This window comes from Marinactinospora thermotolerans DSM 45154 (assembly GCF_900167435.1).
In the GTDB taxonomy this organism is placed as follows: domain Bacteria; phylum Actinomycetota; class Actinomycetes; order Streptosporangiales; family Streptosporangiaceae; genus Marinactinospora; species Marinactinospora thermotolerans.
This window is the reverse complement of record NZ_FUWS01000007.1, coordinates 115,485-140,901: the sequence shown is the minus strand read 5'-3', so window position 1 is coordinate 140,901 and position 25,417 is coordinate 115,485. Positions and strand designations below refer to the sequence as shown.

Sequence of the window (25,417 nt, the reverse complement as noted above, 5' to 3'; positions counted from 1 at the left end):
AGTGACACACCAGGGCGCCGTACCCTCCGTTTCGGGGGGTACGGCGCCCCTTTTCGCGGCAAACGCCCGCTGGGGGCGAGAGGAACCATGCGATTCCGCTGACGGGGCGCGTCGAATTTGTCATTCCGTCCGCGGCACAGGCAGGCTCGCCCCATGGAACCTATCGACACCGACCTCGACGACCTCGTCCGCGCGGAGCTCGGCGCGGAACCCTCGCAGGAGGCCATGGACTACGCGCGGGAACTGTATGAGAGGTACCGCCTCCCGCGGGAGCCACAGGCGCCGGCCGACGGCTGACGGGCGTGCGCGCAGCTCCGATCCCCGGCCCCGGCGGCCGTCACGGGTCCCTCACCTCGGTGGGGGACCCTCGTCATGGAAGGGGCGGCGGGGTCAGCCCGATCGAACGCCGGGGGAATCCAGGGAGGCCCCCTCGTCCCAGGTGAGCTCGAACCACACCAGCAGGCCCAGACCGTCGGCGCGCGGCTCGGTCCCCCACTTCGTGGCGAGAGCCTCGACCAGGTCGAGGCCGCGGCCGTGCTCGCTGGTGTCGTAGGGATCCTTGTGCTGGGCCTGGGGAAGCTCGGAGCCCCCGAGGTCGCGCACCTCGACCCGGGTCCACCCTGAGGCCGCGCGGACCGTGACCTCGAACTTGCCGCCCGGGCGGCCCGAGGCGCTGTGGGTGATGGCGTTGGTAGCGAGTTCGCTGGTCAACAGGGTGGCGGTGGCCGCCTCGGGCGAGGTGGCGAGTAGTCGCTCGACGAACCGCCGGGCGTGCTTGATCTGACTGGGCAGCCCGGGGAAGCGCCGCCGGGAGAAGGGAGCGTCGGCGTCGGGCGGGAGGACAGGGCGCTCTTCCATGGGATTCGCCGGAAGGTCGGGGGCCGGGTGGACGGAGCCGGCACGGGGCGTGGGCACCTGTGCCGGTGAGGTTGGGGTGTCGGGCATGTGATCACTCCCCAGCGGCGTGCGCGGACACGCCGGAATCAAGCCGCGGCGACGTACGTGGGGTGGCCGTCCGTGAGGCGTCCGCTGCCCGAAGGCTCACGGCGCGATGGCGAAGGGCCACACGCGGGGCAGTGCATGCGGTGACGGGTGAGGTTCGCGGCTATGGACTTGTCATCCACGGCCAGGATACGCGCGATGCTCCCGGTGTCCCAGGTGGGGGTGGGAAGTAACCCGATTCTGTGGACGGAGACCGTGGGGCAGATCCGCGGGACGTCCCTGTCGGCCGGCACTGAAGGCCGGGGACGGCCAAGGAGGAACTTCCCTGGCGACCCATCGTGATTTGTGAGTTACTTAGCGGTACGGGAGGTGGAAACGTGAACAGAAGTTGTTACGAGGTAAACGCCGGGTTCACCTCCCTGAGGAACTGCTCAGCGAAAGTCAAGAGGGTACGGCGACTCCCCGCCCGCCGTCATGAGCCTCCGCTGACCGATGGTGTGACCCGTCGTGCGGCGAGGGCCGTTCCCCGCTTGTGACAGGAGGACCAGTGTCCCAACCCGCGCCCCGCCGACGGCTGCTGCCGCTCATCTCGCACTTCGGTGGCCGTTCCCGCGCGACCTGCCGCTTCCGCTGCGGTGACGCCTGTTTCCACGAGGCCCCCAACACCAGCGGTAACGAGTACTTCGGCGACATCTACGCCGGAGTGCTCTCACGCCGCAACGTGCTCCGGGCCGGAGCCGTCGGCGCAGGGGCCGCGGCCGTGGGCGTCGGGGCCGGCGGCGCGTTCAGTCCGGCCCTCGCCGCCCCCGGTGGCCGGGGCAACCCCCGGCTCGGCTTCACCTCCGTCGCCCCCAACACGATCGACGACGTCGTCGTTCCCGAGGGATACGACCACCGGGTCGTGGTGCGCTGGGGCGACCCCGTCCTGCCCGGCGCCCCGGAGTTCGACTTCTCCCGCCAGACGGCCGAGGCCCAGGAGAAACAGTTCGGTTACAACTGTGACTACGTGGCCTTCGTCGAGCTGGAGCGCGACCGGGGTCTGCTCTGGGTGAACCACGAGTACACCAACGAGAACCTCATGTTCGCCGGTTACACCGACGGCAACGACGCCGACCTCGAACAGATCAAGATCGGGATGGCCGCCCACGGCGGCTCCATCGTCGAGATCGAGCGGGTCGGCCGCACCGGCGCCTGGAAGCTCGTCACCAAGGGACGGCGTCGCTACAACCGGCGCATCACCGCCACCACCCCGATGCGGTTGACCGGTCCCGCCGCCGGCGACCCGCTGCTGCGGACCGAGGCCGACCCCAAGGGCACCGAGGTGCTCGGCATGCTGAACAACTGCGCCGGCGGCATGACCCCCTGGGGCACCATCCTCACGGCCGAGGAGAACTTCAACCAGTACTTCGTCGGCGGCGAGAGCGCGCCGGAGGAGGCCAAGGCCGCCCTCAAGCGCTACGGCTTCGCCACCAGCGGCGACACCCGCGCGGGCAGCCGGCGCTTCGACCGCGTCGACGAGCGCTTCGACCTCTCCAAGCACCCCAACGAGGCCAACCGGTTCGGCTACATCGTCGAGATCGACCCCTTCGACCCCGACTACAAGCCGCGCAAGCGCACCGCCCTGGGGCGCTTCAAGCACGAGGGCGCCAACACCCGCCTGACCAAGGACAAGCGGGTCGCCGTGTACATGGGCGACGACGAGCGCTTCGACTACATGTACAAGTTCGTCAGCGACAAGCAGTACCGCAAGGGATCCCGACGGCACAACGACACGCTGCTGGACTCGGGCACCCTCTACGTCGCGAAGCTGACCGGCGACAGCCCCGCCAGCCAGATCGACGGCTCGGGCAAGCTGCCCCGCGACGGCGAGTTCGACGGCACCGGAACGTGGATCAAGCTGTGCGACTCGCGCAAGAGCTACGTCGAGGGGTTCACCGTCGCGGAGGTCCTCATCCACACCCGTCTGGCCGCCGACGCCGTCGGCGCCACCAAGATGGACCGCCCCGAGGACTTCGAGGCCAGCCCCGTCACCGGCAAGGTCTACTGCGCGCTGACCAACAACACCAGCCGCACCCCCGAGCAGGCCGACGAGCCCAACCCGCGGGCGGCCAACAAGTTCGGCCACATCCTCGAGATCACCGAGCGCCGCAACGACGCCGGGGCCACCTCCTTCACCTGGAAGGTCCTCCTCGTCTGCGGTGACCCCGAGGACGAGAGCACCTACTTCGCCGGCTACGACAAGTCCAAGGTCGTCCCGATCTCCTCGCCGGACAACCTCACCTTCGACAAGCGCGGCAACCTGTGGATCTCCACGGACGGCCAGCCCGGCACGATCAACTGCAACGACGCGCTGCACGCCGTCCCGGTCGAGGGCCGCCACCGCGGCGAGCTCAAGACCTTCGCGACCGTCCCCGTCGGCGCCGAGTGCTGCGGCCCCTTCATCACCGAGGACCAGAAGACGGTCTTCATCGCCCCGCAGCACCCGGGCGAGGACGGTGTGGTCGGAGCCCCCCAGAGCACCTGGCCCGACCGCGGCGACTTCCCGCGGCCCTCGGTGGTCTCCATCTGGCACACCAGGGGCAAGGACGTCGGCGTCTGACGTCGGCCCCCCGGGTCCCGCCCGCGGTCCCCGTCCCCGTCCAGGGGCGGGGACCGCTCCGTTCCCGGCCCGCCCGCGGCCCGGTCGGTGTCACCCACGTGAAAGGATTCCGATCATGGTGCGAAGAGCTGATGTTCCCCGTCTCGACGTCCCCAGCGCGGGGGTCTACCAGGCCGACGCGGCACGCTACGACGGCCGCATGCCCTACCGGCGGACCGGCCGCAGCGGCCTGGACCTCCCCGAGATCTCCCTCGGCCTGTGGCACAACTTCGGCGACGACCGTCCGCTCGCCACACAGCGGGCGATCCTGCGGCGGGCGTTCGACCTGGGAATCACCCACTTCGACCTCGCCAACAACTACGGTCCGCCGCCCGGTTCCGCCGAGCTGAACTTCGGCCGCATCCTGCGTGAGGACTTCCGCCCCTACCGCGACGAACTGGTCATCTCCACCAAGGCCGGTTACGACATGTGGCCCGGCCCCTACGGCAGCGGTGGGTCGCGCAAGTACCTCATCACCAGCCTCGACCAGTCCCTGGCCCGCATGGGACTGGACCACGTCGACATCTTCTACAGCCACCGCTACGACCCGAGCGTGCCGCTGGAGGAGACCATGGGAGCGCTGGACCACGCGGTGCGCTCCGGTCGCGCGCTCTACGCCGGCATCTCCTCCTACTCGCCGGAGCGCACCGCCCAGGCCGCCGCGATCCTGCGCGACATGGGCACCCCCCTCCTCATCCACCAGCCCTCCTACTCCATGGTCAACCGCTGGATCGAGGAGCAGGGACTGCTCGACACGCTGGAGCGCGAGGGGGTCGGTTGCATCGCCTTCTCCCCCCTGGCCCAGGGCATGCTGACCGACAAGTACCTCGACGGGATCCCCGTCGACTCCCGCGCGGGCGCGGGCAAGTCGCTGTCCCCCGACTGGCTGACCGAGGACAACCTGGCCCGCATCCGCGCGCTCGACGCGATCGCGCGTCGCCGCGGACAGTCGCTGGCCCAGCTCGCGCTGACCTGGGCCCTGCGCGACCCGCGGATCACCTCCGTGCTGATCGGCGTGAGCAGTGTCGGACAGCTGGAGGACAGCATCGCCGCGGTGCGCGGCCCCCGGTTGACCGAGTCCGAGCTCGCCGAGATCGACCAGTACGCCCAGGACATCGGTGTCAACATCTGGAGCCGTTCCAGCGAGGACTGAGCCCTCGCCCCCGCCGCCCCGGGCGGCGGGGGCTTCGGCCGCCCACGGCGCAGACCCTGATGCGACGATGGGGCGATGGTCGAAATACGTGCGGCGCGCCGAGCCGATGCCCCCGTCATGAGCGAGATCTTCCACGCCGCCGGCCTGGCGGCCTGGAGCGGGTTCCTCCCCGAGGAGGAGCTGCGGGCCGAGGCACTGCGTCCACAGATGTTCGACCAGGCGATCCGCGCCTTCGAAACGACCGTCCGCGTCGCGGTCGACGGGGACCGGGTGACGGCGTTCGCGGTCCTGCGCCCCTCGGCCGACAACGACGCCGAGGCCAAGGTGGGGGAACTCCACATGTTCTACGCCCACCCCCGGGTCTGGGGGACCGGTGTCGCCCGGCTTCTCATGGCCGACGCCCTCGCCCGGTTGCGCGCGGCCGGCTACCGCGCGGCCACCCTGTGGACGGCCGAGGAGAACCACCGCCCGCGCGCCTTCTACCGGTCCACCGGATGGCGCCTGGACGGGGCACGCCGCTCCAAGACCCGCCACGGTGTCGTCTTCACCGAGCTGCGTCACCGCATCGAGTTGTGACCCCGCCCGCGCGCACGGCTCACCGCCGTCCGGTGTCGGGCGGCAGGTGGCCGGTCTCGCGCAGATAGGCCAACAGCTCCTCGGCGGCCTCCTCCGGAGTGGCGGTGACGATGCGCGGCGCGCCGCGCATCGTCACCGAGACCAGCGCCAGCGCCCGCTGACGCGCGCTGGCGGCGGGGTCGGGAGCCGGCAGGGCGCGTGGACGGGGCCGGAACGGCCCCGGACGTTGCGGGAAACCGGAGAAGCCGTCGCGCGGCGCCGGGGCCAGCGCGGTCTCGACCGACAGCGACCCCCGCTCCAACATCGCCTCCAGCGGAGCCCGCCGCAACCGCGCCACCCCCGCCTCGACCGACACCACGGCCGGCGTGGGCACGCGCAGGACCTCGCGCCGGCCACCGTCCAACCGCCGGACCGCGCGGAGCTCGCGGGAACCGTCCGGGCCGCGCGCCTCCAGCGACACCAGCCCCAGGGCCTGCGCCGCCCCCAGCTCGTCGGCGAGGAAGGCCGGAACCGCGCCGCTTCCCCGGTCGGTGCTCGCGTTCCCGCACACCACGACCCCGGCCGGGGCCGGACCGGCGGGCTTCAACACCGAGGCGAGGGCCGCGGCCACGGTCGAGCTCCCCGCGGAACCGTGCGGCCCCGCGGTGGGCAACTCCACCCGGACCGCCCGCGTGGCGCCCACGGACAGGGCGTCGCGCAGGATCTCCGCGGCCTCGGGAGGCCCCACGCTGACCGCCACCACCTCCTGCCCCCACGCCTCGCCGATCCGCAACGCCGTCTCCAACGCCGCCATGTCGGCGGGCGAGACCCCGAGCGTGTGCGTCGCGCGCCGGTGTCGGAGGCGGACCGTCCCCGTCAACGGATCGATGTCGGGGCGCAGGTCGACCAGCTTGAGAGCGGCGGCGATGGTCATCTGGCGATCTCCTGGAGAACGGGGGAGAGGGGGACGCCGGAACCGTTCACGCCCACCGCAGCACCACCCCCTGGCCGCCCGGGGGATAGGACCAGGAGATGGTCCCCTCCTGGGAGCAGACCAGGGTGCAGGCGCCACACTCGAAGCACTGCTCGTGGTTGAACACCATGCCGCCATCGGCGGTGGGGGTGAACAGGTCGGCGGGACAGACTCCGATGCACGGCCGTCCGGCACAGGAGCGGCACGCCTCGGTGTCCACGACGATGTGGGGCTGCTCGGCCACGCGGAACTCCACCGTGGCCATCCGGTCCTCGAACGCGTGCTCCGGCCAATCGGGAGGGCCGGGTGTCTCGTCACCGCTCCTGCGGGGGGCCGAGGTCCGCGACCAGGGACGACGGCGGAAACGGGGCAACATCGTCACGTGAAGCTCCTCAGGATCTGCCAGCCGTCCCGGACGAGGTCGCGCAGCCGGGTTCCGTTGGCCGCCGCCGTCTCGCGCAGGATCGAGCTGAGGCCCTTGCGTGGCCGCGGCGCCGGAACGGTGAGCACCCGTTCGGCGGCGTCGCACACCAGCCGCGGGTATTTCTCGTGGACGGCCTGTGAGCGTAGCAATCGCGGAACCTCCCGCCACCTCCGGTGGTCGGAGAGGACGAACGAGGCCTCCAAGCGGTTCCGGTAGGCGGCCAGGGCCGCCGTGGAGACGTCTCCGGCGCGCACGGACCGTGCCGCCACCTCGCCGGCCGCCATGCCCGAGCCGATCGCGAAGTTCACCCCCTCCAGCCACGGCCCCGCGGCCAGGCACAGCCCGGCGGCGTCACCGCACACGAGCAGACCGGGACCGGCGAGCCTGGCCAGCGCGTCGTAGCCGCCCTGCGGTGCCAGGTGCGCCGAGTACTCCTTCAACTCGGCGCCGCGCAGGTACGGTGCGATCGAGGGGTGGGCCTTCACCCGGGCGATCAGCTCCTCGGGCCGCACCCCCGAGGCGGACAGCCCGTCGACCGACACCACCACCCCCACCGCGACCGTGTCCAGGTAGGTGTGCAGGAACGCCCCGCCCGGGATGCCCGCGGTACAGCCCAGCATCTCGATCTCGGCGCCCTCGCGCCCGCTGAGCCCGAACCGTTCGTCGATCTCCTCACGGGACAGGGCCAGGACCTCCTTGGCCCCCAGCGCGAAGTTGCCGGGATCGCGGGCGGCGGACAGCCCCGCCTCGCCGGTGAGCAGGGAGTTCACCCCGTCGCAGGCGATCACCACGCCCGCCTCGATGTCGCCGCCCTCGCGATCGGTGGTCACGCCGCGCACCGTGCCGTCGGGGGCGCGCAGCAGCCCGGTCACCGTGGTGGAGCACACCAACCGGGCGCCCGCCCGCTCGGCCTCGCCGGCCAGCCAGGAGTCGAACTCCGAGCGGTAGGCGGTCGCCCCGTTGTAGGGCGGCCGGGTCCAGCCGGCGGAACGGAAATCGAGACTGAGCGACTGCGTCCCCGTCATGACCATGGTCGTGCGCCGGGTCACCCACCGTTGCACCGGTGCGCGCTCCCACCAGCGGGGGATCAGCCTCTCCAGCACGCCACCGTGGATGACGCCCCCGTGCATGTTCTTCGCTCCGGGGAACGGGCCACGCTCGACCAGCAGCACCGAGGCCCCCGTCCGGGCGGCGGCCAGCGCCGCGGCCGATCCGGCCGGGCCCGCTCCCACCACCACCACGTCGAATCGCGTCACCCGAGCTCCTCCTCGTCCCCGCCCACCCGATCGACACCGGTCCCGACCCCCAGCCGCCGCGCCAACACCTCCAGCAACGCGGCCGCGTCGGTGACCAGCCCCAGGTCGGCGACCGCCATCATCGGACATCCCGGGTCGAGGTTCACCGCGACCACATGGGCCGGATGGTCGGTGCCCGACAGATGCTGCGGCGCTCCAGACACCCCCAACGCCACATAAAGGTCGGGGCTCACCCTAGCCCCGGACGAACCGATCCGCCGGTCCAATGGGAGCAAACCCGCGTCCGTCACCGGACGGGTCGCTCCCACCGAGGCACCCAACGCCGCGGCGACCTCGCTCAGCAGCGCGAACGCCGCCACGCCGCGATCCGGGCCGCTCATGAGTCCGGCACCGCCCGCGATGACGCGCCGCGCCTCCCACAGGTCCACGGCCGTTGGATCGGGGGCGACCACCGCCAGCGTCTCGGCGTCCAGAACGTCCGCGTGCTCGTCTCCGGCGGCAAGCCCGCCGACCGGTGCCGGTGCCGTGTCGGAGTCGGCGCGGGGAAGCGCTCCCCCCGTCCCCGGACGCAGCGTGACCACGGCCGGACCGGTCAGCCCCACCCGGATGCCACGGCGGTCACCGTCACGCGGGAGCACCGCGAAACCGGGGCCGATCTCGACGGCGCCGGCCAGCAGCGGGCGGCCCAGCCGCGCCGCCAGCCGCGGAGCGAGATCACGCCCGTCGGGGCAGGCCGGCAGCAGCACCACGCCGAACCCCGAGCAGGTCTCGGCGAGGGCGTGGGACCACGCGGCGGGACGGAACCCCTCGGTCTCCCATACGAGCAACGGGTGAGCGGCGCCGTCCAGCGCGGACGCCGCCGCCCGGGCGCCATCGCCGGCCAGGACCGCGCCACCGGCCTCAGCGATGACCTCCAGACCGCCCTCGGGCAACCGGCCCTCGCGGACCGGGACCACCGCGATCGTCCCGCTGGGCTCCCTTTCCTCCCAGCTCTGTTCCCGGCCCACCGGACTCCCGCTCACAGCGACGTTCCGATCCGCTCGCCCTCGATGACCGCCATGTCCACCCGACGTGGCGCGACACAGTCGCCCACGCGCAGCGTCTGGACACTCGGGTGCCTGCGCAGGGCGCGGTACAAGCCGTCCAGCGGGGCCTGGGGCAGCGCGCACACCACCCAGTCGACGGTGCGCCCACTGGTCTCCCCGGTCGGCAGATAGGCCAACTCGACCTCCAGGCGGCCCGTCCGCGCGCACTCGCCCACCCTCACCACCTCGTGGTCACACGTCTCACCGATCCCCTTGGCGGTCGCCCGCACGCACCAGTTCTCCAGATCCAGCGTCGTGGCGAGATCCTGGCCGACGACCATCGCCGATGTCACCACCTCCACGACGCAACCACGGTCGGCCAGCAGCTCGGCCGTCCCCGTGGCCTGGTGGAACCCCACCTCGTCGACGAGCAGCACCGACCCGCTGGGACGCACCCGGCCGGAAAGGACGTCGCGCACGTCCACGACCCGCTCGCGTCCCCGCCCCCAAGCGGGACGCCGCGGCCTCGCCCCGGTCGCCACCACCAGGACCTCCGGGGCCTCGCGCCGCACCAGTTCGGCGTCCACGGGCCGACCGTACTCGACGCGCACCCCGAGACGACGGCACTCGGTCAGCTGGTTGCGGACCAGGACGCCGAACTCGGCGCGACCGGGCGTGGACGCCGCCAGGAGCACCTGGCCTCCCGCCGCGCGCTCGGCCTCGTACACGCGCACCCGGTGCCCCGCGCGTGCCGCCGCGAGCGCGGTCTGCAGACCGGCCGGGCCGGCGCCCGCGACGAGCACGTCGCGCCCGGCCCGCCGCGACGACAGCGCGGGCAGGAACTCGCGGCCGACCCGCGGGTTCTCCACACACCCCAACCGCCGGTTCGCGCGGACCCGGCCGACACAGTCCTGGTTGCAGGACAGGCACACCCGGACCGCCTCGGGCGCACCGGCGCGCGCCTTCGCCGCGAAGTCCGGATCGGCGATCTGGCCGCGCACCACGTCCACCAGATCGCAGTGGCCATCGGCGAGGGCCCGGTCGGCCTGAACGGGATCCTTGAACCTGCCGGCGCCGATCACCGGCAGGTCCACCGCGCGGCGCAGCGCGTTGGCGACGAACAGGGCATAGCCCGGCGGAATGTGCATGGACGCCCCGTCCAGGTGCGGTGCCGCGGTGGACACGCCGATGGAGGCGCCGACGTAGTCGACCTTCCCGCTGGCCTCCAGCACGCGGGCCACGGCGATCGCGTCCTCCAGGGTCGTGCCGCCGTCGACGAGCTCGTCACAGCACAGGCGTACGCCCAGGACCAGATCGGGGCCGATACGGCGCCGTACCTCGCTGATGATCTCCGACAACAGCCGCGTCCGGTTCGCCGGAGACCCCCCGTAACGGTCGCCGCGCCGGTTGGTGGCGGGGGACAGGAAGGCGCGGACGATCGAGGAGTGGGCGCACTGGAGCTCGACCCCGTCGAATCCGCCCTCGACACAGTGACCCGCCACCAGCCCGTAGCCGTCGATGATCTCGGAGATCTCCTGCCGCTCCAGCGCCTTGGGCACCTCGCGGAAGGCCGGATCGGCCACCGGGGAGGGCGCCCACAACGGGCGACGCGAGTACAGGGAGGTCGACTGGCCGCCGTTGTGGTTGATCTGGGCCAGGATCGGCACGCCCTCGCGGTGCACGGCCTCGGTCACCTTCCGGTGCCGGGCGACCACGGCGGGATCGAAGCCGCGGATCGTCCGCTCCCGGGGCCGATCCGAGGGATGGACCGACTGCTCCTCGGCGATGATCAGGCCGGCGCCGCCGCGCGCCCGCGCCGCGTAGTAGGCGGCGTGACGCTCCGTGGGCAGACCGTCCTCGGCGTACCCGGTGGGATGGGCACCGAACACGATCCGGTTGGCGAGGGTGATCGGCCCCAGCCGCATCGGCCGGAACAGGTGGGGGAAGCGGCCCGTACCGGTCACCTGTACATCTCCTCGATGCCGGCCGCCGCGCGGCGCCCCTCCAGGATCGCCTCGTAGACGCCCCGGGGCGCGACCACGTCGCCGGCCCGGTCCATACCGAGCCGTTCCCCCCGCCACAGCCCGTCGTCGGGCAGCCGGAAACCGCACTCCACCACGAACCCTCCCTTGACCTCACCGGTCTCGCCGGTGTGGACGTGCTCGATCCGCAGCACGCCCTCGGCGGCACCGCGCACCGCGCAGCGTTTCACGACCCCCACCCGGGCCCGGGCCAGCCGGGCGAGCGCGCGGGCACGGTCGTCCGGTGTCGCGATCCTGGCACCCACCAGATGGTCCGGCGTGACCAGCGTGACCTCGTGGCCCAACGCGGCCAGGGTCTCGGCGACGCTCACCCCCGACACGCCCCCGAACGGATCGTGCACCGTGGCCGGCCCCGCGGGCAGCCGCCGGCGCAGCTCCTCCTCGGGCAGCGACAGCAGCTCGGCGACGTCGTGGACGACCGCGCCCTCCTCGATCGGGTATCCCGGCTCGCCCATCCGGCCACCCGCGCACAGCACGACCACGCCGCCGGTGGCCAGCCGGGCGTCGATGTCGGCGGCACCGGCCCGTACCCCGGTCTCGATCCGGACGCCCAGGCGCTCGCACTCGGCCGTCAACCAGTCGGCGAGCAGGGCCAGGCGCCCCAGGCCGGCTCCCGCGGCCAGCACGCGCAGCATCCCCCCGGTCCGCTCACGCTGCTCCACCACCCGGACCCGGTGCCCGGCCTTCGCCGCGTTGCGCGCCGTCTCCAGGCCGGCGGGGCCGGCGCCGATCACCAGCACCTCGACGGGGTCATCCACCGGGGCGGGCACGACAGGCGGGTGGGACTCGTGGCCGCTGTAGGGGTCGCCGATGCAGCTGACCGGCGGATTGCGCGGGTCGCGCACCTGGCACGCCTGGTTGCACAGGACGCAGGGGCGGACACGTTCGGGCGTCCCCGCGGCGAGTTTGGCGCCCAGCCGGGCGTCGGCGATCTGGGCCCGGGTCATCTCCACGAGCGCGGCGGGGCCCTCGGTGAGGAGCTCCTCGGCGTGCCGAGGGTCCACGATCGACCCCTGCGCGCACACCGCGACCGAGGAGGGCAGGGCGGCGCGCACCCGTCGGGCCGCCGCATCGTTGAAACCGGGCGGTACGTGCCCGTCGGGGCGGGACACATCAGGGGCGCGCAGCGAACCGCGCACCACGACGACGTAGTCCACGGCCCCGGCCGCGGCGAGCTCGGCGGCGATGGCGGGCGCCGTCTCCGGAGTGATCCCGCCCGGGGTTCCCGGCTCGTCACAGCACAGCCGCAGTCCCACGACGGCGCCGCGCCCCACGGCCCGCCGGACCGCGCCGAGCACCTCGCGGGCGAAGCGGGTCCGTTGCGCGCCACCGTAGCCGTCGGCGCGGAGGTTGGTCACGGCCGAGAGGAACTGGCGGATCAGGGCGCGTCCACCGGCGTCGACTTCGACCCCGTCCATGCCCGAACGCACCGCGAGCCGGGCCGCGTTGGCGAAGGCGGCGACGATCTCGGCGATCTCGGGGGTGTCCATCTCCCGGGGCACCTCGCGGCTGAGCGGGTCGGCGACGTCGGAGGGGGCCCACAGGGCGGTCCGGCCGTAGGCGTCGGTGCCCTGGAGGCCGGTGTGGCCGAGGCCGGCGAGGGCCAGGCCGCCCTCGTCATGACAGGCCCGGGCGATGGCGGCCCACCCCGGGGCGCATCTGGCGGCGAGCGGGGCACGTTCGTAGGGCCAGTCGGAATCGTGCACGGAGGCGGTTTCGGTCACGATGATTCCGCTGCCGCCACAGGCGCGGCGCCGATAGTAGGCGGTGTGCCGCTCCGACAGGGCCCGTCCGTGGCCCAGGTTGGTCACGTGTGGTCCGAACACCAGGCGGTTAGGGGAGGTGACCCCGCAGGCCAGGCGCAGCGGGGACAGAAGCTGCATCGATGGAGGAGCCTTCCTGATCGCGTGCGCGGTACTGCCACGGCGATCCGGCCGGGGACGCCGTACAGCCCATGATGTCGGTTGTCCGGGCCTTTGAGTGCTTCCTCCGGCATATCGACGTCACGGACCTGCTCAGGCGGGGCGCGGGCGTGGCGCCGGAAGGGAGGGGCGAGGAGCGGGTCGTGGGGGAACTCGGTGCGGAGACGAGAGCGCGGCCCCCGGGAAAGGAATTATGGACAGTACGCGAATGTAATTTCGGGCATTTTATTGAGCTCGATGATCTTGAATCCCTCGGATGGCCGCGAACGTTAATCTTCTGCGCGGAGAACGGTCCGTGCCGCCGTGGAACCGCCCTCGTGACGCTTTCTTGATGTCGCGGTGATCACTAGGTGTCTGGAGGTACCGCAGACTCGGGGACATTCGGCGCACGGATCGTGAACCGGAGAAAACGCGTTTCGGTAGTCGTGTGGAGCAAGATCCTCTGCAGTGGCGCGGGACGGACGCTCTTGGCGACAAGAAGCGTGTCGCAACGCCACGTCAGGAGATCCCACCCGACCACCGTGGAACATTCACGCCCCTGCGGCACGAGGTGGGAGGCCCCCATTGGGGAAGTTCCTGGCCAGGCGACTGGCGAACTACGTGGTCCTGGTCTTCCTGGCCACCACGTTCGCGTACCTGCTCGCCGCCTCCACGCTCAGCCCCCGCGCCAACTACGCGGAGATGAGCCCCCGTCCCACGGAGGCCGCGGTCGACGCCCAGCTCGACCGGCTCAACCTCAACGACAAGACGCCGCTGGCCGAGCGGTACACGGTGTGGCTCGGCGACGTCGTCACCGGCGACTTCGGCCGGACGGTACGCGACACCTCGGTCAACGAGGAGATCCAGCGCCGCGCCGGGGTCTCCATCCGGTTGATCGTGTTCGGTACCGTCATCGGCGCCGTGTCCGGCGTGCTGATCGGCGCCTACGGGGCGGTCAGGCAGTACCGGGTCTTCGACCGGGTCTCCACCGGCGCCGCGTTCTTCATGCTCTCGGTCCCCGCCGTGGTCGTGGCGATCTCACTCCAGGTCATTGCCGCGGCCATCAACGAATGGACCGGGACGACGATATTCCAGTACGCCGGCGAGTACACGACCGGCCTGGACGCCGGATTCTGGGGCACGCTCGGCAACCGCATCCAACACGCGATCCTGCCCACCCTCGCCCTGGCGCTCGGTCAATTCGCCGCGTTCAGCAGATACCAGCGCAACATGATGCTCGACGTGATCGGCTCGGATTTCGTGCGCACCGCCATGGCCAAGGGGCTCACGCGCCGCAAGGCGTTGTTCAAACACGCGTTGCGCACCGCGCTCATCCCGACCGTCACCTATTTCGCGTTCGTGTTCGGCTCTCTCATGGCCGGGACGACGTTCACCGAGAAGATCTACGGGTGGAACGGAATGGGCTCGTGGGTCATCGACTCCATCGTCAAGAACGACGTCAACTCGGTCGCCGCCGTGTCGTGTTTCATGGCGGTGTGCATCATGGTGGCCTCCTTCCTGTCAGACGTCCTCTATGCCTGGCTCGACCCGCGGGTGCGGGTGAGCTGAGCGTGAGCCCGATCGAGATCGTCGCCGGCCCACACGCCACGCGGCCCGCCCACGCCTCGGGCATGTCACGTGGAAGGCGTCGCGCGGACGAGAACCGGCGTGCGCCGCGCCCCCAGGATCGCGTGTCGGCCCGTCCGCGCGCCACCCGTTTTCCCGACCCGTGGACCGACAACGGGGCGGTGCCCCTCGCGCCCCATTTCACCCCGCTGGAGAAGACGCCATGAGCATGTCCACCGAGCGCGTGGCCGGAGAGACCGGGGCCGGCCACGAGGGCGGCACCGACGAGGTACGGATCCCCGGCCGCTGGTCGACGGTGCTGCGCACCATGCTCCGCCAGCGCAGGGTCGTGGTCGGCATCGTGGTCCTGCTGCTGCTCACCGCCGCCGCCTGGATCGGGCCGGCCATCAGCCCCTGGACCTTCGAGGAACGCGACTACGCGAACTTCCTCCAGCCGCCCAGCCCCGAACACTGGCTCGGCACGGACAACACCGGACGCGACGTCTTCACCATCACGATGGTCGGCCTGCAGAAGTCGATCATCATCGGCCTGCTCGTCGCGGTCATCTCCACCCTCGTCGCCGCCGTCGTCGGCTCCTTCGCCGGATACTTCCTGGGCGTCACCGACAAGGCGCTGATGTGGATCACCGACCTGGCGCTGGTGCTGCCCAGCTTCCTGATCCTGGCGATCCTGTTCCCCTGGATCCGGGGCAGCAACTGGCTGCTGTTCGTCCTCCTGCTCGCCGCGTTCATGTGGATGATCACCGCCAAGATGGTCCGCGGCATGACGATCTCGCTCAAGGAACGCGAATACGTCCTCGCCGCCCGCTACATGGGCGTACCGGCCTGGAAGATCATCTTCCGCCACATCCTGCCGAACATGTCCTCGCTGCTCATCGTCGACGCCACGATGAACGTCAGCTCCGCCATCATCGCCGAGACCAGCCTGTCCTACTTCGGCTTCGGCGTGCAGCCCCCCGACGTCTCCCTCGGCTCGCTCATCGCCATCGGAGCCCGCCAGGCGATCACCCACCCCTGGACGTTCGTCTTCTGCACGGGCCTGCTCGTCGTCCTGGTCCTGGCCGTCAACCTCATCGGCGACGGACTGCGCGACGCGCTGGACCCCCAGTCCAAGTCGCGACGCGCCTAGACGGGAGGCACCCGCACATGACCGCATCCCAGACCAGAACAGAGACGTCCGTGACCGACCAACGACCCGGGGACGCCCCCGTCCTCGAAGTCACCGACCTGCACGTCACCTTCCCCGGGGTCGGCAAGGCCCCCGACGTGCGCGCCGTGCGCGGGGTCAGCTACGCGCTGCGGCGCGGCGAGGTGCTCGGCATCGTCGGCGAATCGGGGTCGGGCAAGTCCGTCTCCTCCCTCGCCGCGATGGGCCTTCTGCCCGACTACGCGCAGATCCGTGGTTCGGTCAGGCTGCACGGGGAGGAACTCCTCGGCCTGGACGACCGGGAGATGGCCAAACGCCGCGGCAAGTCGATCGCCATGGTCTTCCAGGACCCGCTGTCCGGACTGACCCCGGTCTACACCGTCGGCGACCAGATCGCCGAGGCCGTGCGCATCCACAACCCCGACGTCGGCAAGGAACAGGCCGCGGCGCGCGCCGTGGAACTGCTCGAACTCGTCGGCATCCCCAACGCCGCCCAACGGGCCAAGGCGTTCCCGCACGAGTTCTCCGGCGGCATGCGGCAGCGGGCCATGATCGCCATCGCCATCGCCAACCAGCCCGACGTCATCATCTGCGACGAGCCCACCACCGCGCTGGACGTCACGATCCAGGCCCAGATCCTCGACGTGCTCAAGACGGCGCAGCGCGAGACCGGCGCCGCGATCGTCATGATCACCCACGACCTCGGCGTCGTCGCGGGATTCGTCGATCGGGTCCTGGTCATGTACGCCGGCCGCCCCGTCGAGATCGGCGACGTCGACGACGTCTACTACCGCACGCGCATGCCCTACACCATGGGCCTGCTCGGCTCGGTGCCCCGGCTCGACGACGCGGGCAGGGCGCCGTTGGTGCCCATCAAGGGCACCCCGCCGTCGCTGAGCGACCTGCCGCCCGGCTGCCCGTTCGCGCCGCGCTGCCCGATCGCCGAACCACGGTGCACCGCGGCCGAACCCGAACTGGTCCGGATCGGCGCGTCCGGACACCGCGCGGCCTGCGTCCGCGCCGAGGAGGTCGAGGAGAACGGGTGGGGCGCGGCCGACATCTACCCGTTGCCCGACATCCCCGACGACACCGCCGCGGAGGTCCCCCGGCAGGAGCGCGACGTCGTCTTGGAGGTCGAGGACCTCGTCAAACACCACCCCCTGATGAAGGGCGCGGTGTTCAAGCGCCGCGTCGGCACGGTCTACGCGGTCGACGGCATCTCCTTCGACGTCCGGGAACGCGAGACGCTCGGCCTCGTCGGCGAGTCCGGCTGCGGCAAGTCGACCACCCTCATGGAGATCCTCAGCCTGGACCGCCCCCAACGCGGCCGGGTCGTCGTCCTGGGACGCGAGTCGGGCACGCTCAACTCCCGGCAGCGCTTCGAGACCCGCCGCGAGCTCCAGGTCGTCTTCCAGGACCCGATGTCCTCCCTGGACCCGCGCATGCCGGTCTTCGACATCGTCGCCGAGCCGCTGCGCACCCACGGCCACCCCAAGGCCCGGCTCGCCGCCCGCGTCAACGAACTGCTGCGCCTGGTCGGCCTGGACCCCGCCCACGCGGCGCGCTACCCCCAGGAGTTCTCCGGCGGCCAACGCCAGCGCATCGGCATCGCCCGGGCGCTCGCCCTGGAGCCCCGCCTGCTCGTCCTCGACGAGCCGGTGTCCGCGCTGGACGTCTCCATCCAGGCCGGCGTCATCAACCTCCTCGACGAACTCAAGGTCAAGCTGGGGCTGTCCTACCTGTTCGTCGCGCACGACCTGTCGGTGATCAGGCACATCGCCGACCGTGTCGCCGTCATGTATCTCGGCAGGATCGTCGAGCTGGGCGACGTCGAGTCGATCTACCGGGCGCCCGCCCACCCCTACACCCAGGCGTTGCTGTCGGCGATCCCCATCCCCGACCCGGAGAAGGAACGCGCCCGCACCCACATCGTGCTCGAAGGCGACCTGCCCAGCCCCGCCGACCCCCCATCGGGGTGCAGTTTCCGCACCCGTTGCCCGAAGTTCAAGGAACTCGGCGACGGCGAGCGACGGCTCTGCCTGGACGAGGAGCCGCAGATCAGGCCACTGTCCACCGGCGATCACGGCGCGGCCTGCCACTACGCGCAGCAGCGCGCCGTCGTCTGACCCCGCTCGGCCCGCCGGGCCGGTACATCCCCTGAGGAGGAAACGATCACGATGCGAATCAGACGGAGCGCGGCGTTCGCCGCACCGGTCCTGGCGCTCACCCTGTTCGCCACCGCGTGCGGTGGCGGAGGCGGGGAGGAGGACGAGGGCGGCAACGACACCCCGACCCTCGCCGACATCGCCAACAGCGACGTCAACCCGCAGGAGCGGGACGCCCTCCAGGACGGCGGCACCCTCAACTGGGCGGTCAGCGATTTCATCACCCAGTTCAACAGCTACCACACCGACGGCAACCTGGGTGTCAACCTCGACATCCTGCAGGCGCTGATGCCGCGCGCCCACAACTTCGACGACACCGGCGCGGCGACGCCCAACACCAACTACGTCGAGGAGAGCAGCGTCAGCGACGACGGGAGCACCGTCACGTTCAAGCTCAACCCCGACGCGAAGTGGTCCAACGGCGAGCCCATCACCTGGGAGGACTACGCCGCGACCGTCGAGACGATGTCCGGCCGGGCCGACGGTGACTTCAACATGGGCACCAAGGCCGGCTACGGCGACATCTCCAAGGTCGAGGAGGGCGCCGACGAGTACGAGGTCGTCTTCACCTTCGACACCCCCTACGCGGAGTGGCAGGGGCTGTTCGACGTCTTGTACCCGGCCGAGTACATGGAGGACCCGGAGAAGTTCAACGAGGGCTACCTCGAGGACATCCCGGTCACCGCGGGCCCGTTCAAGCTCGACGAGATCGACAAGACCACCCAGCGCGTCACCGTCGTCCGCGACGACAACTGGTGGGGTGAGCCCGCCAAGCTCGACCGCATCACCTACGCGACCTACGAGAGCGACGCGATGGCCGGCGTGTTCGTCAACGACGAGATCGACGCCTTCTACGTCGGCTACGACGCGCCCTCCTACGAGCGCGCCCAGGAGCGCGAGGACGCCCGCATCGCCCGCGCGATCGACAACGGCTACCGCTACATCGAGATGAACGCCGGCCGCGGCCCGCTCGCCGACCTCGACGTCCGCCACGCCGTCATGCTCGGCATCGACCGGTCGGCCCTGGCCAAGGCATCCCTCGAAGGGGTCGACTGGCCCAGCGACCCGACCGTCAACCGGCTGATCCGCTCCAACCAGCCCTCCTTCCAGGACAACAGCGGTGACCTGGGGCAGCGTGACGTCGAGCGCGCCGCCCAGCTCCTCGACGAGGCGGGCTGGACCCAGGAGGCCGAGGGCGAGACCCGCGTCAACGCCGACGGCGAGAAGCTCTCCCTCACCTACGTCGTCCCCTCGGGCCTGCAGACCACGCAGAGCGAGGCCGAGATCACCCAGCAGATGCTCGGCGAGATCGGCATCGAGGTCAAGATCGAGTCGGTCCCCTCCACCGCCTTCTTCACCGACTACATCTACACCGGCAACTTCGACATGTCGTCCTTCGTCCAGGTCGGCACCACCCCGTTCGCCGGTGAGTCCTACGAGAACTACGGCGGCCCGTTCAACGACGACGAGGAGGACTGGGGCAACAACAACGGCCGCACCTCCACCCCGGAGATCAACGAGAAGTACGCCGAGATGGTGCGCACCACCGACCTCGACCGCTACTACGAGATCGCCAACGAGATCGACACCCTGCTGTGGGAGAACGGCCAGGGCATCCCGTTCTTCCAGCGCACCGGTATCTGGGCGGTCCAGGAGGACCTCGCCAACTTCGGCGCCAACGGCATGGCCTCGGTCATCTACGAGGACATCGGCTACATGAAGGAGTAGCACGCCCCGGGCCGGCCGCCACGGCCGGCCCGCTCGGACCCGCGTCTTCGCCGACCCCTCTCCCGGCGAAGGCGCGTTCCCTTTTCCGGGGCCCCCGGCCCCGCACCTTCGAACGCTGTCAGCCCGCCGCGAAACCGGAGGCGACCTCCACCGCGAGCCGGAGGTAGGCCCGACGGGTGACCGGGCGCAACACGGCCGGCTCCACGGCGGCCCCCGCCGCGAGACCGGCGTCATGGGGGATCGTCACGACGGACCGGCAACGGAGCGCGAACCCCGCAGCGGCGCGGTCCGACCCCGGCTCCCCGCGCCCTCCGGCGGCGCAGACCGCCACGACCGCGCCACGCGCAAGGACGTCGTGCCCCTGACCGCTCAGCCGGTCCAACGCCCCCGTCACCCCGCGCACCCCCTCCGGCGACGGCGGCGTCACCAGCACGATCTGGTCGGCCGACGACAGGACCTCCTCCAGCAGGGGACGCGGGAGGTCGGCGTCGCAGTCGATGACGCACACCGAGTAGAAGCGTTCGGCGACCGCCGCGAGATCGCGGTACTCCCGGGCGGTGAACGCCTCCCCCACGGGCAGCGGGGCGCAGGCCAAAAGCTCCAGGCGGGACCGCAGCTGCCCGGTGTAGGACCGCACGTCGGCGTAGCGCTTCAACGTGTCCCCGGCCGCCAGCAGGTCCCGTACCGTCCGTTCCCGGGGCGGGCGCGCGGAGGCGTGCCGGGCGAGGGCGCCCCGACCGGGGTCGGCGTCCAGGGCTATGACGCGGTCGCCGCGCCCCTCCGCCAGTGCCGAACCGAGCCCCACCGCGGTCGCGGCGCGCCCCTCACCACCGTTGATCCCCAGCACCGCGACGCGGTGATGCCCCCGATCCGCCGGCGTACGCGCCCGATTCCGGAACTCGCGCCGGCGCAGCTCGTCCCGCGACTCGCCAGGGTTCAACAGTCCTCCGGTCAAGGTGAACAGGGCGCGCCTCCAACCTCCCGGCGGAGGGGGCCGGCCATCCCGCAGCAGGGCTGTCGAGGACAACTCGTCGTCACGGGCCCACCCGGTCGGGGCGGGGGCCCGATGTGCGGCGGGCGGGGGCGCGGCCGGCACGCCGCCACCCGAGGGCGGGACGTCGAAACCGGCGGGCAGGGCCGGGCGGTCCGGCGCCCCCACGTCTCCCGCTCCTCCCGGGGAGGCCTCGGGAACGTCGGCGTGGGGGGAGGGACCCTCGGATCGCGGAACAGGCGGGGGAGCGGGGAAGGAGGACACGGGACGGGTCTTCCTGGTCAGCGGTTTCCCGCGGGATCGGGACGGGACGGGTAGACCCGCATCCTACGCAGCGCGATCGAACGAGCACGTAACGATTCCACGCCCACCATGGGGCGGTCACGGTGCGTGGCCGAGGGAGGGGACTTCGGCGTGGCGGACGGAGTGACCGGGCCGGACCGTTACCGCGTTCGACGCGCTAGGCGCCACCCGATCGAGTAGCGGCGGGCGGGCGGAGCGCGGGCGCGCTCACGGTACGTGCCGGCGGCTGACCGGATACGGCCAGGTCCTGCGGCCGGGGGCGGGGCCAGTGGCGGGCGCGAAGGGCGGCGGGCGGCAGGTTCCGCCCGGCACGGCCCGGAGAGGACGCGTGAGGCCCGGCTCCCCTGCGCGGTGAAGGGGGCCGGTTCCTGTTGTCCGCGCTCACCGGGCCGGTCGTCCCACTCCTAACGCCCCCGTCGGGTTGGGCGCCTCCCGTGGAACCTCGGCCCCGTGCCGGGATCCTCCTGTCGGCGGCCGCCTGCCGCCCGCCCCGCGCCCGCCCAGGACGGGAGGGCCCCACCGCGCGTCTGGGCGCACCGATGTCACCGCGCGCTGCTCGCCTCCTCTGTTCGGCGAGGGCGCGTCGGTCCCGGCCCCATCGGCCGGGAGCCGTCGTGGCGCCGGCGTCGGCCCGCGCACCCCCTCGCCGTCTGGTTCCCGGCACGGCATGGGCCGGGGCGCCTGACCGTGGCACGCCGACGGCGCAGGACCGACGAGCGCCCACGGTCCCGGTGACCCCGTCAGGGAGTGGCAGACGTTCAGGTCAACGGTGGGGGCGGGAGGGGCCGGTGCGGGGAGGGCGCAGGAGGCGCGCCGACGCCCACCCCAGCGCCACCCCCGCGACGCGCAACACCGTCAAGGCGGCGACACCGGCCGAGCCGGATTCGCCCACGAGCAACCCCGACGGCACCGTGTCGATGAGGACCGTCGCCACCGGGACGGTCGCAACGCCGAACGCCCGGCGTGTCGGCCCTCCCGGCCACGACCGCGGATAGCCCAGGCCCGCGGCGAGCGTGGTCGCCAACGGGACCAGCAGCGCGCCCGGACCGAACAGCAGCAGCACCGCGCCGAGCTCCCCGCTGGCGCCTTCGGCGATCCGCGAGGTGACCGACGCGGTCGCCAGGGCGGTCGCCACCAGGTAGGCGACGAGCGCCGCACCCCAGGAACGGATCAGGTCCACCGGTCCGACTCCTCACCCTTCGCCCGGCGCGTCACCCGGGAACGCGAACGGACGACACGATCTCCTCCAGCTCCTCCTCGCCCAGGTGGTCGGTCAGCCCGGTCAAGCGCAGCACCACGCCGTCCCCGCCCTCCAGGACCACCGCGATGTCGACCCCCCTTACCTGGCCCGACCTGCCGTCGGGATGTTCGTAGTGGTAGTCGCCGCGCTCGGAGTCGGCCGCTCCGGGGACCTCGAACCCGGGATCACGCTGGGGAGGGGCGGCCCGCGTCTCGAACCGCACCAACGACAGGGACTCGAACGCGAGCTCGCGGGCATCCGCGACGTCTCCGAACGCCGTGATCACCCCCACCTCGGCGACCGGCCTGTCACCGTCGCGCAGCTCGTGCAGGCCCTCCCAGGCCTCCGCGCGTTCGGAGGGCGGTTCCACCGCCACCCAGCCGGCGGGGACGCCGTACGCCAGTCCGCCGGCCCGCACCTCGGTGAAGCCCTCCGGCGGCGCGGGACCATGCCCTGGGGCTCCCGAACAGGCCGTGAGCGCCAAGCCCGCGGTCAACCCCAGACAGGCGGTTCGGCGGGCGACGCGGAACAGGTCGACCGGGTGCCGTCCCCGGCGTCGGGGCCATCGTGTTCTCATCGGGAACATCCCTCCCAGGCAACATAGTCGCGGCTGGTCCCGTCGGGGGCGCCGAGGTAGCGGGCCTCGGTGACGTCGAGCCTCTCATCTCCCCAGGTCGCCCCGATCCCCAGGGCCACCCCCAGCTTGCCGCTGACCCCCACCTTCTGGACGTCGCTCGTCTCACCGTAGGAGACGCTGCTGGTGCGCCCCTCCTCGAACAGCAGGCGGTCCATGGGACTCGGGTCGGACACCAGCTCCGTCGGTGCCATGTCGTCCCAGGTCAACGGGAGCACCTGGTCGTCCCAGAACACGCCGAGCCACTCCTCGACGATCGCCCGCTCCTCCGCGTCCTCGACATCCAGCTCGGTCGTGACGACTTCGGGGCCGTCGGCACCCCGTGTCGTGCGGGTCAGCGCGATCGAGACGATCTCGCCCCGCGCGTTCTCCTTGATGCTGAGCGAACCACTGGTTCCCGGGCTTTGCGTCCAGTCGCCGACGACCCAGTCCGCGCCGATCGAGGCCGTCCCGCCCAGCTCGTAGACCGTGCTGGTGGAACCGTCACGGCCGTCGGTCTCCCTGCTGAGCACGCTGGTGACCCCGACCGCGCCCTCGGCCCGTAGACGCGGGGAGACACTCCACTCCGGTCTCTCCTCCGCCGTGGGCGAATCGGACCGCCCGCCGCCGTCCCCGGGACCGCTGCCGAGTCCGCCGCCGAGCGACGCCGACGCCTCGAGTTCGGCCCTGCCCGACACCCGCGTGATGTCGGGATCGCGGATCGGATCGGGCTCGTCCCCGAACAGCCAGGTGCCGATCGGGTTGTGCTGGAGCTGATACTCGTACAGCTCGTGCTCGTCGATCAGGTCGCGAAACGCCGTGGCCTCCTCCGCGGAGTCGAAGACCCAGGTGCTGCCGTTGGCGACCGACAGCGCCCCGGTGAGGGAGACGTCGCCGCCCAGCTCCAGCGCCCTGCCCACCCCCACCCCGGCTCCCAGCCCGAGCGAGGCCTCCAGCTTCGCGGTGTCCACGACGGTCAGGTGGGTCCGGCCGTCGGAGTAGTGCTTGGTCAGGTAGGAGACCTCCTCGCCGAAGGTCACCACCACGGTGAAGCTCATGCCGGACACCTCGTGCTCCTGCGAGACCAGGCACTGCGCGGGCTCGTAGTCCTCCTCCGCCACCGGTGGCGGGACGTCGCAGTCACTCCCGAAGATCGCGCAGATGACCTGCTCGATCCGTTCCGGCAACGAGGTCCGGGGGAGACCGATCACCAGTACCGCCAGTACGGCGGCGGCCAGTCCGACCAGGGCGGCGTATTCGAGGAGACCACCGCCTCGGTCGGAACGGTCGCGTGGCCGCAGGGGAAAAAAGGGGGAGGGGGGCGAAGGGGACATGGGAACCCCAGACCGGAGTGGGCGCGGTGGAGCATTGCGGGATCAGCGTGATCCTAGGAAGGAGGCGTCGTGCGGACGAGAGTCCGCGGGATCAATCGCAACCGCCGCGAAATAGGTCCAAGGACCCTAGAAAGGGTGTCTGGGACGCTGCGGTCGGAGCCGGGTGGAACGGCGGGGGTCGACCGGCGGCGCCGGCCGTTGGGGGCGCCGGCCGAGCGCGGGCGCGGTGCGGTGGTCGCGACGTGGGGATGTCCGTCGACCGCGATCGCTTCGTCCCGCTCCCGCCGTTCTGGTCGCGGCCCACCGGTTCGCCCGACGCCGCAGTCTCGGTGCCTGGGCCGCCGGGCCAGGGCCGGGTGCTGTCCGGGGCGGTCTCCGGTCGCCATGAGCAGGTCCGGGCCGTCGCGGAACGTCCCCTCGATCTTGTCCCACGTTCCCACTGGGAGGCCGCTGCCCGTGGGCACTGCGGCATGGGGTCCTGAGCGCGGAGACGGGGCGTCCCCGCCGAGGAGGGCGCCGGACCGCACAGCTACTCGAACGTTGCGGCCGCGGACGCCGTGCCCACGGTCTGCCTTCGCTCACCGTCCCGGGCACGGCCTGGCAGCGCCGGGTGGGCGCTCGGCGGAGAAGGCGGCCGGGGCGTATCGGCCGGGCAGGGGCTTCCTCAGGCCACGGTCACCACGGTCTGGGCCGCTGGAGTGAGGGAGAAGACCCTGTCCCGGCCGATACGGGGGCTCACTTCTGGGGCACCCGTCCCGCGCCGACCCAACGGGACTTCCAGTAGTCGTTGAACGGGACCACCTGTACCGGGTTGCCCGCGTGCACCATCATTCCGTCGCCGATGTACATCCCGACGTGGGTGGGGGGCGGGCCGGGAATCGTCTGGAAGAAGATCAGGTCCCCCGGTTGTAGATCGGCCATGGAGACCGGGGGGAGGGCGGCGTGCTGAGGCCAGGTGGTGCGGGGGATCTCGACGCCGGCCGCGCGCCAAGCGGCCTGCAGGAGGCCCGAACAGTCCCAGCCGTCCGGTCCGGTCCCGCCCCAGACATAGGGGTCACCCTGCTGCGACAAGGCGAACTGGATGGCGACGCGGGCGTCCCCCTCCCCTTTGATCTCGCCGTTCCAGACCGTGGCGGGAGAGTACTGGTAGATGTCCGGCTCTTCGGGACGGTCGTGCTCGGTCCAGGTCTCGCCCCCGCACTCGGGCCCCTCGACCAGGCACACCATCTCGCGGACACTGTCGTGGAACTGATCGCCGATGGGGGACTGCGCCACGCTGATGATGATCCCGGCGGCGAGGGTGACCAGGACCCCTGTCTCGACGAAGTACGCACCGCGGTCGTCACGCGGTTTTTCCGGAGAGAAGCGGACACCGAATCTCGCCACCGAAGGCTCCTTAA

Annotated in this window: 20 protein-coding genes; 8 read left to right on the top strand and 12 right to left on the bottom strand. The window is 71.7% G+C overall.

Features of this window, described 5'->3' with window-relative positions; translation table 11 throughout:
• The first annotated feature begins 153 nt into the window (after positions 1 to 153).
• A complete protein-coding gene (locus B5D66_RS25750; RefSeq protein ID WP_200813645.1) occupies positions 154 to 297 on the top strand; it encodes a hypothetical protein in 144 nt (47 codons plus the stop codon).
• 93 nt (positions 298 to 390) lie between these two features.
• Here B5D66_RS25750 and B5D66_RS14090 read toward each other — a convergent pair whose 3' ends face one another.
• Positions 391 to 858: an ATP-binding protein gene (locus tag B5D66_RS14090; protein WP_144390144.1), complete on the bottom strand. Its 468-nt coding sequence runs from the start codon at positions 856 to 858 to the stop codon at positions 391 to 393.
• 631 nt (positions 859 to 1,489) lie between these two features.
• On the opposite strand from B5D66_RS14090, the gene B5D66_RS14085 reads away from it, so the two are divergent.
• The 3 genes from B5D66_RS14085 to B5D66_RS14075 all read left to right on the top strand — a co-directional run bounded on the left by B5D66_RS14085 (position 1,490) and on the right by B5D66_RS14075 (position 5,309).
• Entirely contained in the window at positions 1,490 to 3,541 is a 2,052-nt protein-coding gene (locus tag B5D66_RS14085) for a PhoX family protein (protein WP_078762186.1), read from the top strand.
• 115 nt (positions 3,542 to 3,656) lie between these two features.
• Positions 3,657 to 4,733, top strand: coding sequence for an L-glyceraldehyde 3-phosphate reductase (gene mgrA / locus B5D66_RS14080; protein ID WP_078762185.1), 1,077 nt, complete (start codon positions 3,657 to 3,659; stop codon positions 4,731 to 4,733).
• Between the two features lie 75 nt (positions 4,734 to 4,808).
• Positions 4,809 to 5,309 carry a GNAT family N-acetyltransferase gene (locus tag B5D66_RS14075; RefSeq protein ID WP_078762184.1) on the top strand — a complete coding sequence of 167 codons (501 nt, stop codon included), beginning with the start codon at positions 4,809 to 4,811 and terminating at the stop codon, positions 5,307 to 5,309.
• Positions 5,310 to 5,328: 19 nt separating this feature from the next.
• On the opposite strand, the gene B5D66_RS14070 is transcribed toward B5D66_RS14075, so the two are convergent.
• The 6 genes from B5D66_RS14070 to B5D66_RS14045 are packed head-to-tail and all read right to left on the bottom strand — an operon-like array spanning position 5,329 to position 12,891.
• Complete coding sequence (locus tag B5D66_RS14070) at positions 5,329 to 6,222, bottom strand: mycofactocin-associated electron transfer flavoprotein beta subunit (RefSeq protein WP_078762183.1); 894 nt, start codon at positions 6,220 to 6,222, stop codon at positions 5,329 to 5,331.
• Between the two features lie 46 nt (positions 6,223 to 6,268).
• Positions 6,269 to 6,637 (bottom strand): ferredoxin family protein, encoded by a 369-nt coding sequence (locus B5D66_RS14065; protein WP_235001007.1) that lies wholly within the window; start codon positions 6,635 to 6,637, stop codon positions 6,269 to 6,271.
• 2 nt (positions 6,638 to 6,639) lie between these two features.
• Positions 6,640 to 7,941: an FAD-dependent oxidoreductase gene (locus tag B5D66_RS14060; RefSeq protein ID WP_235000992.1), complete on the bottom strand. Its 1,302-nt coding sequence runs from the start codon at positions 7,939 to 7,941 to the stop codon at positions 6,640 to 6,642.
• On the bottom strand, positions 7,938 to 8,963 hold the full coding sequence (locus tag B5D66_RS26125; RefSeq protein ID WP_235000991.1) for a mycofactocin-associated electron transfer flavoprotein alpha subunit: 1,026 nt from the start codon (positions 8,961 to 8,963) through the stop codon (positions 7,938 to 7,940). The genes B5D66_RS14060 and B5D66_RS26125 overlap by 4 nt, the downstream gene beginning before the upstream one ends.
• Complete coding sequence (locus B5D66_RS14050) at positions 8,960 to 10,930, bottom strand: mycofactocin system FadH/OYE family oxidoreductase 2 (protein WP_235000990.1); 1,971 nt, start codon at positions 10,928 to 10,930, stop codon at positions 8,960 to 8,962. Before B5D66_RS14050 ends, B5D66_RS26125 begins: the two co-directional genes overlap by 4 nt.
• Positions 10,927 to 12,891, bottom strand: coding sequence for a mycofactocin system FadH/OYE family oxidoreductase 1 (locus tag B5D66_RS14045; RefSeq protein ID WP_078762180.1), 1,965 nt, complete (start codon positions 12,889 to 12,891; stop codon positions 10,927 to 10,929). The genes B5D66_RS14050 and B5D66_RS14045 overlap by 4 nt, the downstream gene beginning before the upstream one ends.
• A 603-nt stretch (positions 12,892 to 13,494) precedes the next feature.
• Here B5D66_RS14045 and B5D66_RS14040 point away from each other — a divergent pair.
• The 4 genes from B5D66_RS14040 (at position 13,495) to B5D66_RS14020 (ending at position 19,536) form a co-directional block, all read left to right on the top strand.
• The gene (locus B5D66_RS14040) at positions 13,495 to 14,478 is read left to right on the top strand and encodes an ABC transporter permease (protein ID WP_078762179.1); all 984 of its coding nucleotides are present in this window, start codon (positions 13,495 to 13,497) and stop codon (positions 14,476 to 14,478) included.
• A 220-nt stretch (positions 14,479 to 14,698) separates the two neighbouring features.
• Positions 14,699 to 15,625, top strand: coding sequence for an ABC transporter permease (locus B5D66_RS14030; protein WP_078762177.1), 927 nt, complete (start codon positions 14,699 to 14,701; stop codon positions 15,623 to 15,625).
• 17 nt (positions 15,626 to 15,642) lie between these two features.
• Positions 15,643 to 17,769 (top strand): dipeptide ABC transporter ATP-binding protein, encoded by a 2,127-nt coding sequence (locus B5D66_RS14025; RefSeq protein WP_078762176.1) that lies wholly within the window; start codon positions 15,643 to 15,645, stop codon positions 17,767 to 17,769.
• Between the two features lie 51 nt (positions 17,770 to 17,820).
• On the top strand, positions 17,821 to 19,536 hold the full coding sequence (locus tag B5D66_RS14020) for an ABC transporter family substrate-binding protein (protein WP_078762175.1): 1,716 nt from the start codon (positions 17,821 to 17,823) through the stop codon (positions 19,534 to 19,536).
• Between the two features lie 118 nt (positions 19,537 to 19,654).
• On the opposite strand, the gene B5D66_RS14015 is transcribed toward B5D66_RS14020, so the two are convergent.
• The 5 genes from B5D66_RS14015 to B5D66_RS13995 all read right to left on the bottom strand — a co-directional run bounded on the left by B5D66_RS14015 (position 19,655) and on the right by B5D66_RS13995 (position 25,403).
• Positions 19,655 to 20,695 (bottom strand): MinD/ParA family ATP-binding protein, encoded by a 1,041-nt coding sequence (locus B5D66_RS14015; RefSeq protein WP_078762174.1) that lies wholly within the window; start codon positions 20,693 to 20,695, stop codon positions 19,655 to 19,657.
• A gap of 898 nt (positions 20,696 to 21,593) precedes the next feature.
• Complete coding sequence (locus tag B5D66_RS14010) at positions 21,594 to 22,010, bottom strand: hypothetical protein (RefSeq protein ID WP_078762173.1); 417 nt, start codon at positions 22,008 to 22,010, stop codon at positions 21,594 to 21,596.
• A 31-nt stretch (positions 22,011 to 22,041) separates the two neighbouring features.
• On the bottom strand, positions 22,042 to 22,647 hold the full coding sequence (locus B5D66_RS14005; RefSeq protein ID WP_144390127.1) for a hypothetical protein: 606 nt from the start codon (positions 22,645 to 22,647) through the stop codon (positions 22,042 to 22,044).
• Complete coding sequence (locus tag B5D66_RS14000) at positions 22,644 to 24,017, bottom strand: hypothetical protein (RefSeq protein ID WP_078762171.1); 1,374 nt, start codon at positions 24,015 to 24,017, stop codon at positions 22,644 to 22,646. The genes B5D66_RS14005 and B5D66_RS14000 overlap by 4 nt, the downstream gene beginning before the upstream one ends.
• Positions 24,018 to 24,752: 735 nt before the next feature.
• Complete coding sequence (locus B5D66_RS13995) at positions 24,753 to 25,403, bottom strand: C40 family peptidase (protein ID WP_235000989.1); 651 nt, start codon at positions 25,401 to 25,403, stop codon at positions 24,753 to 24,755.
• Positions 25,404 to 25,417 lie beyond the last annotated feature (14 nt).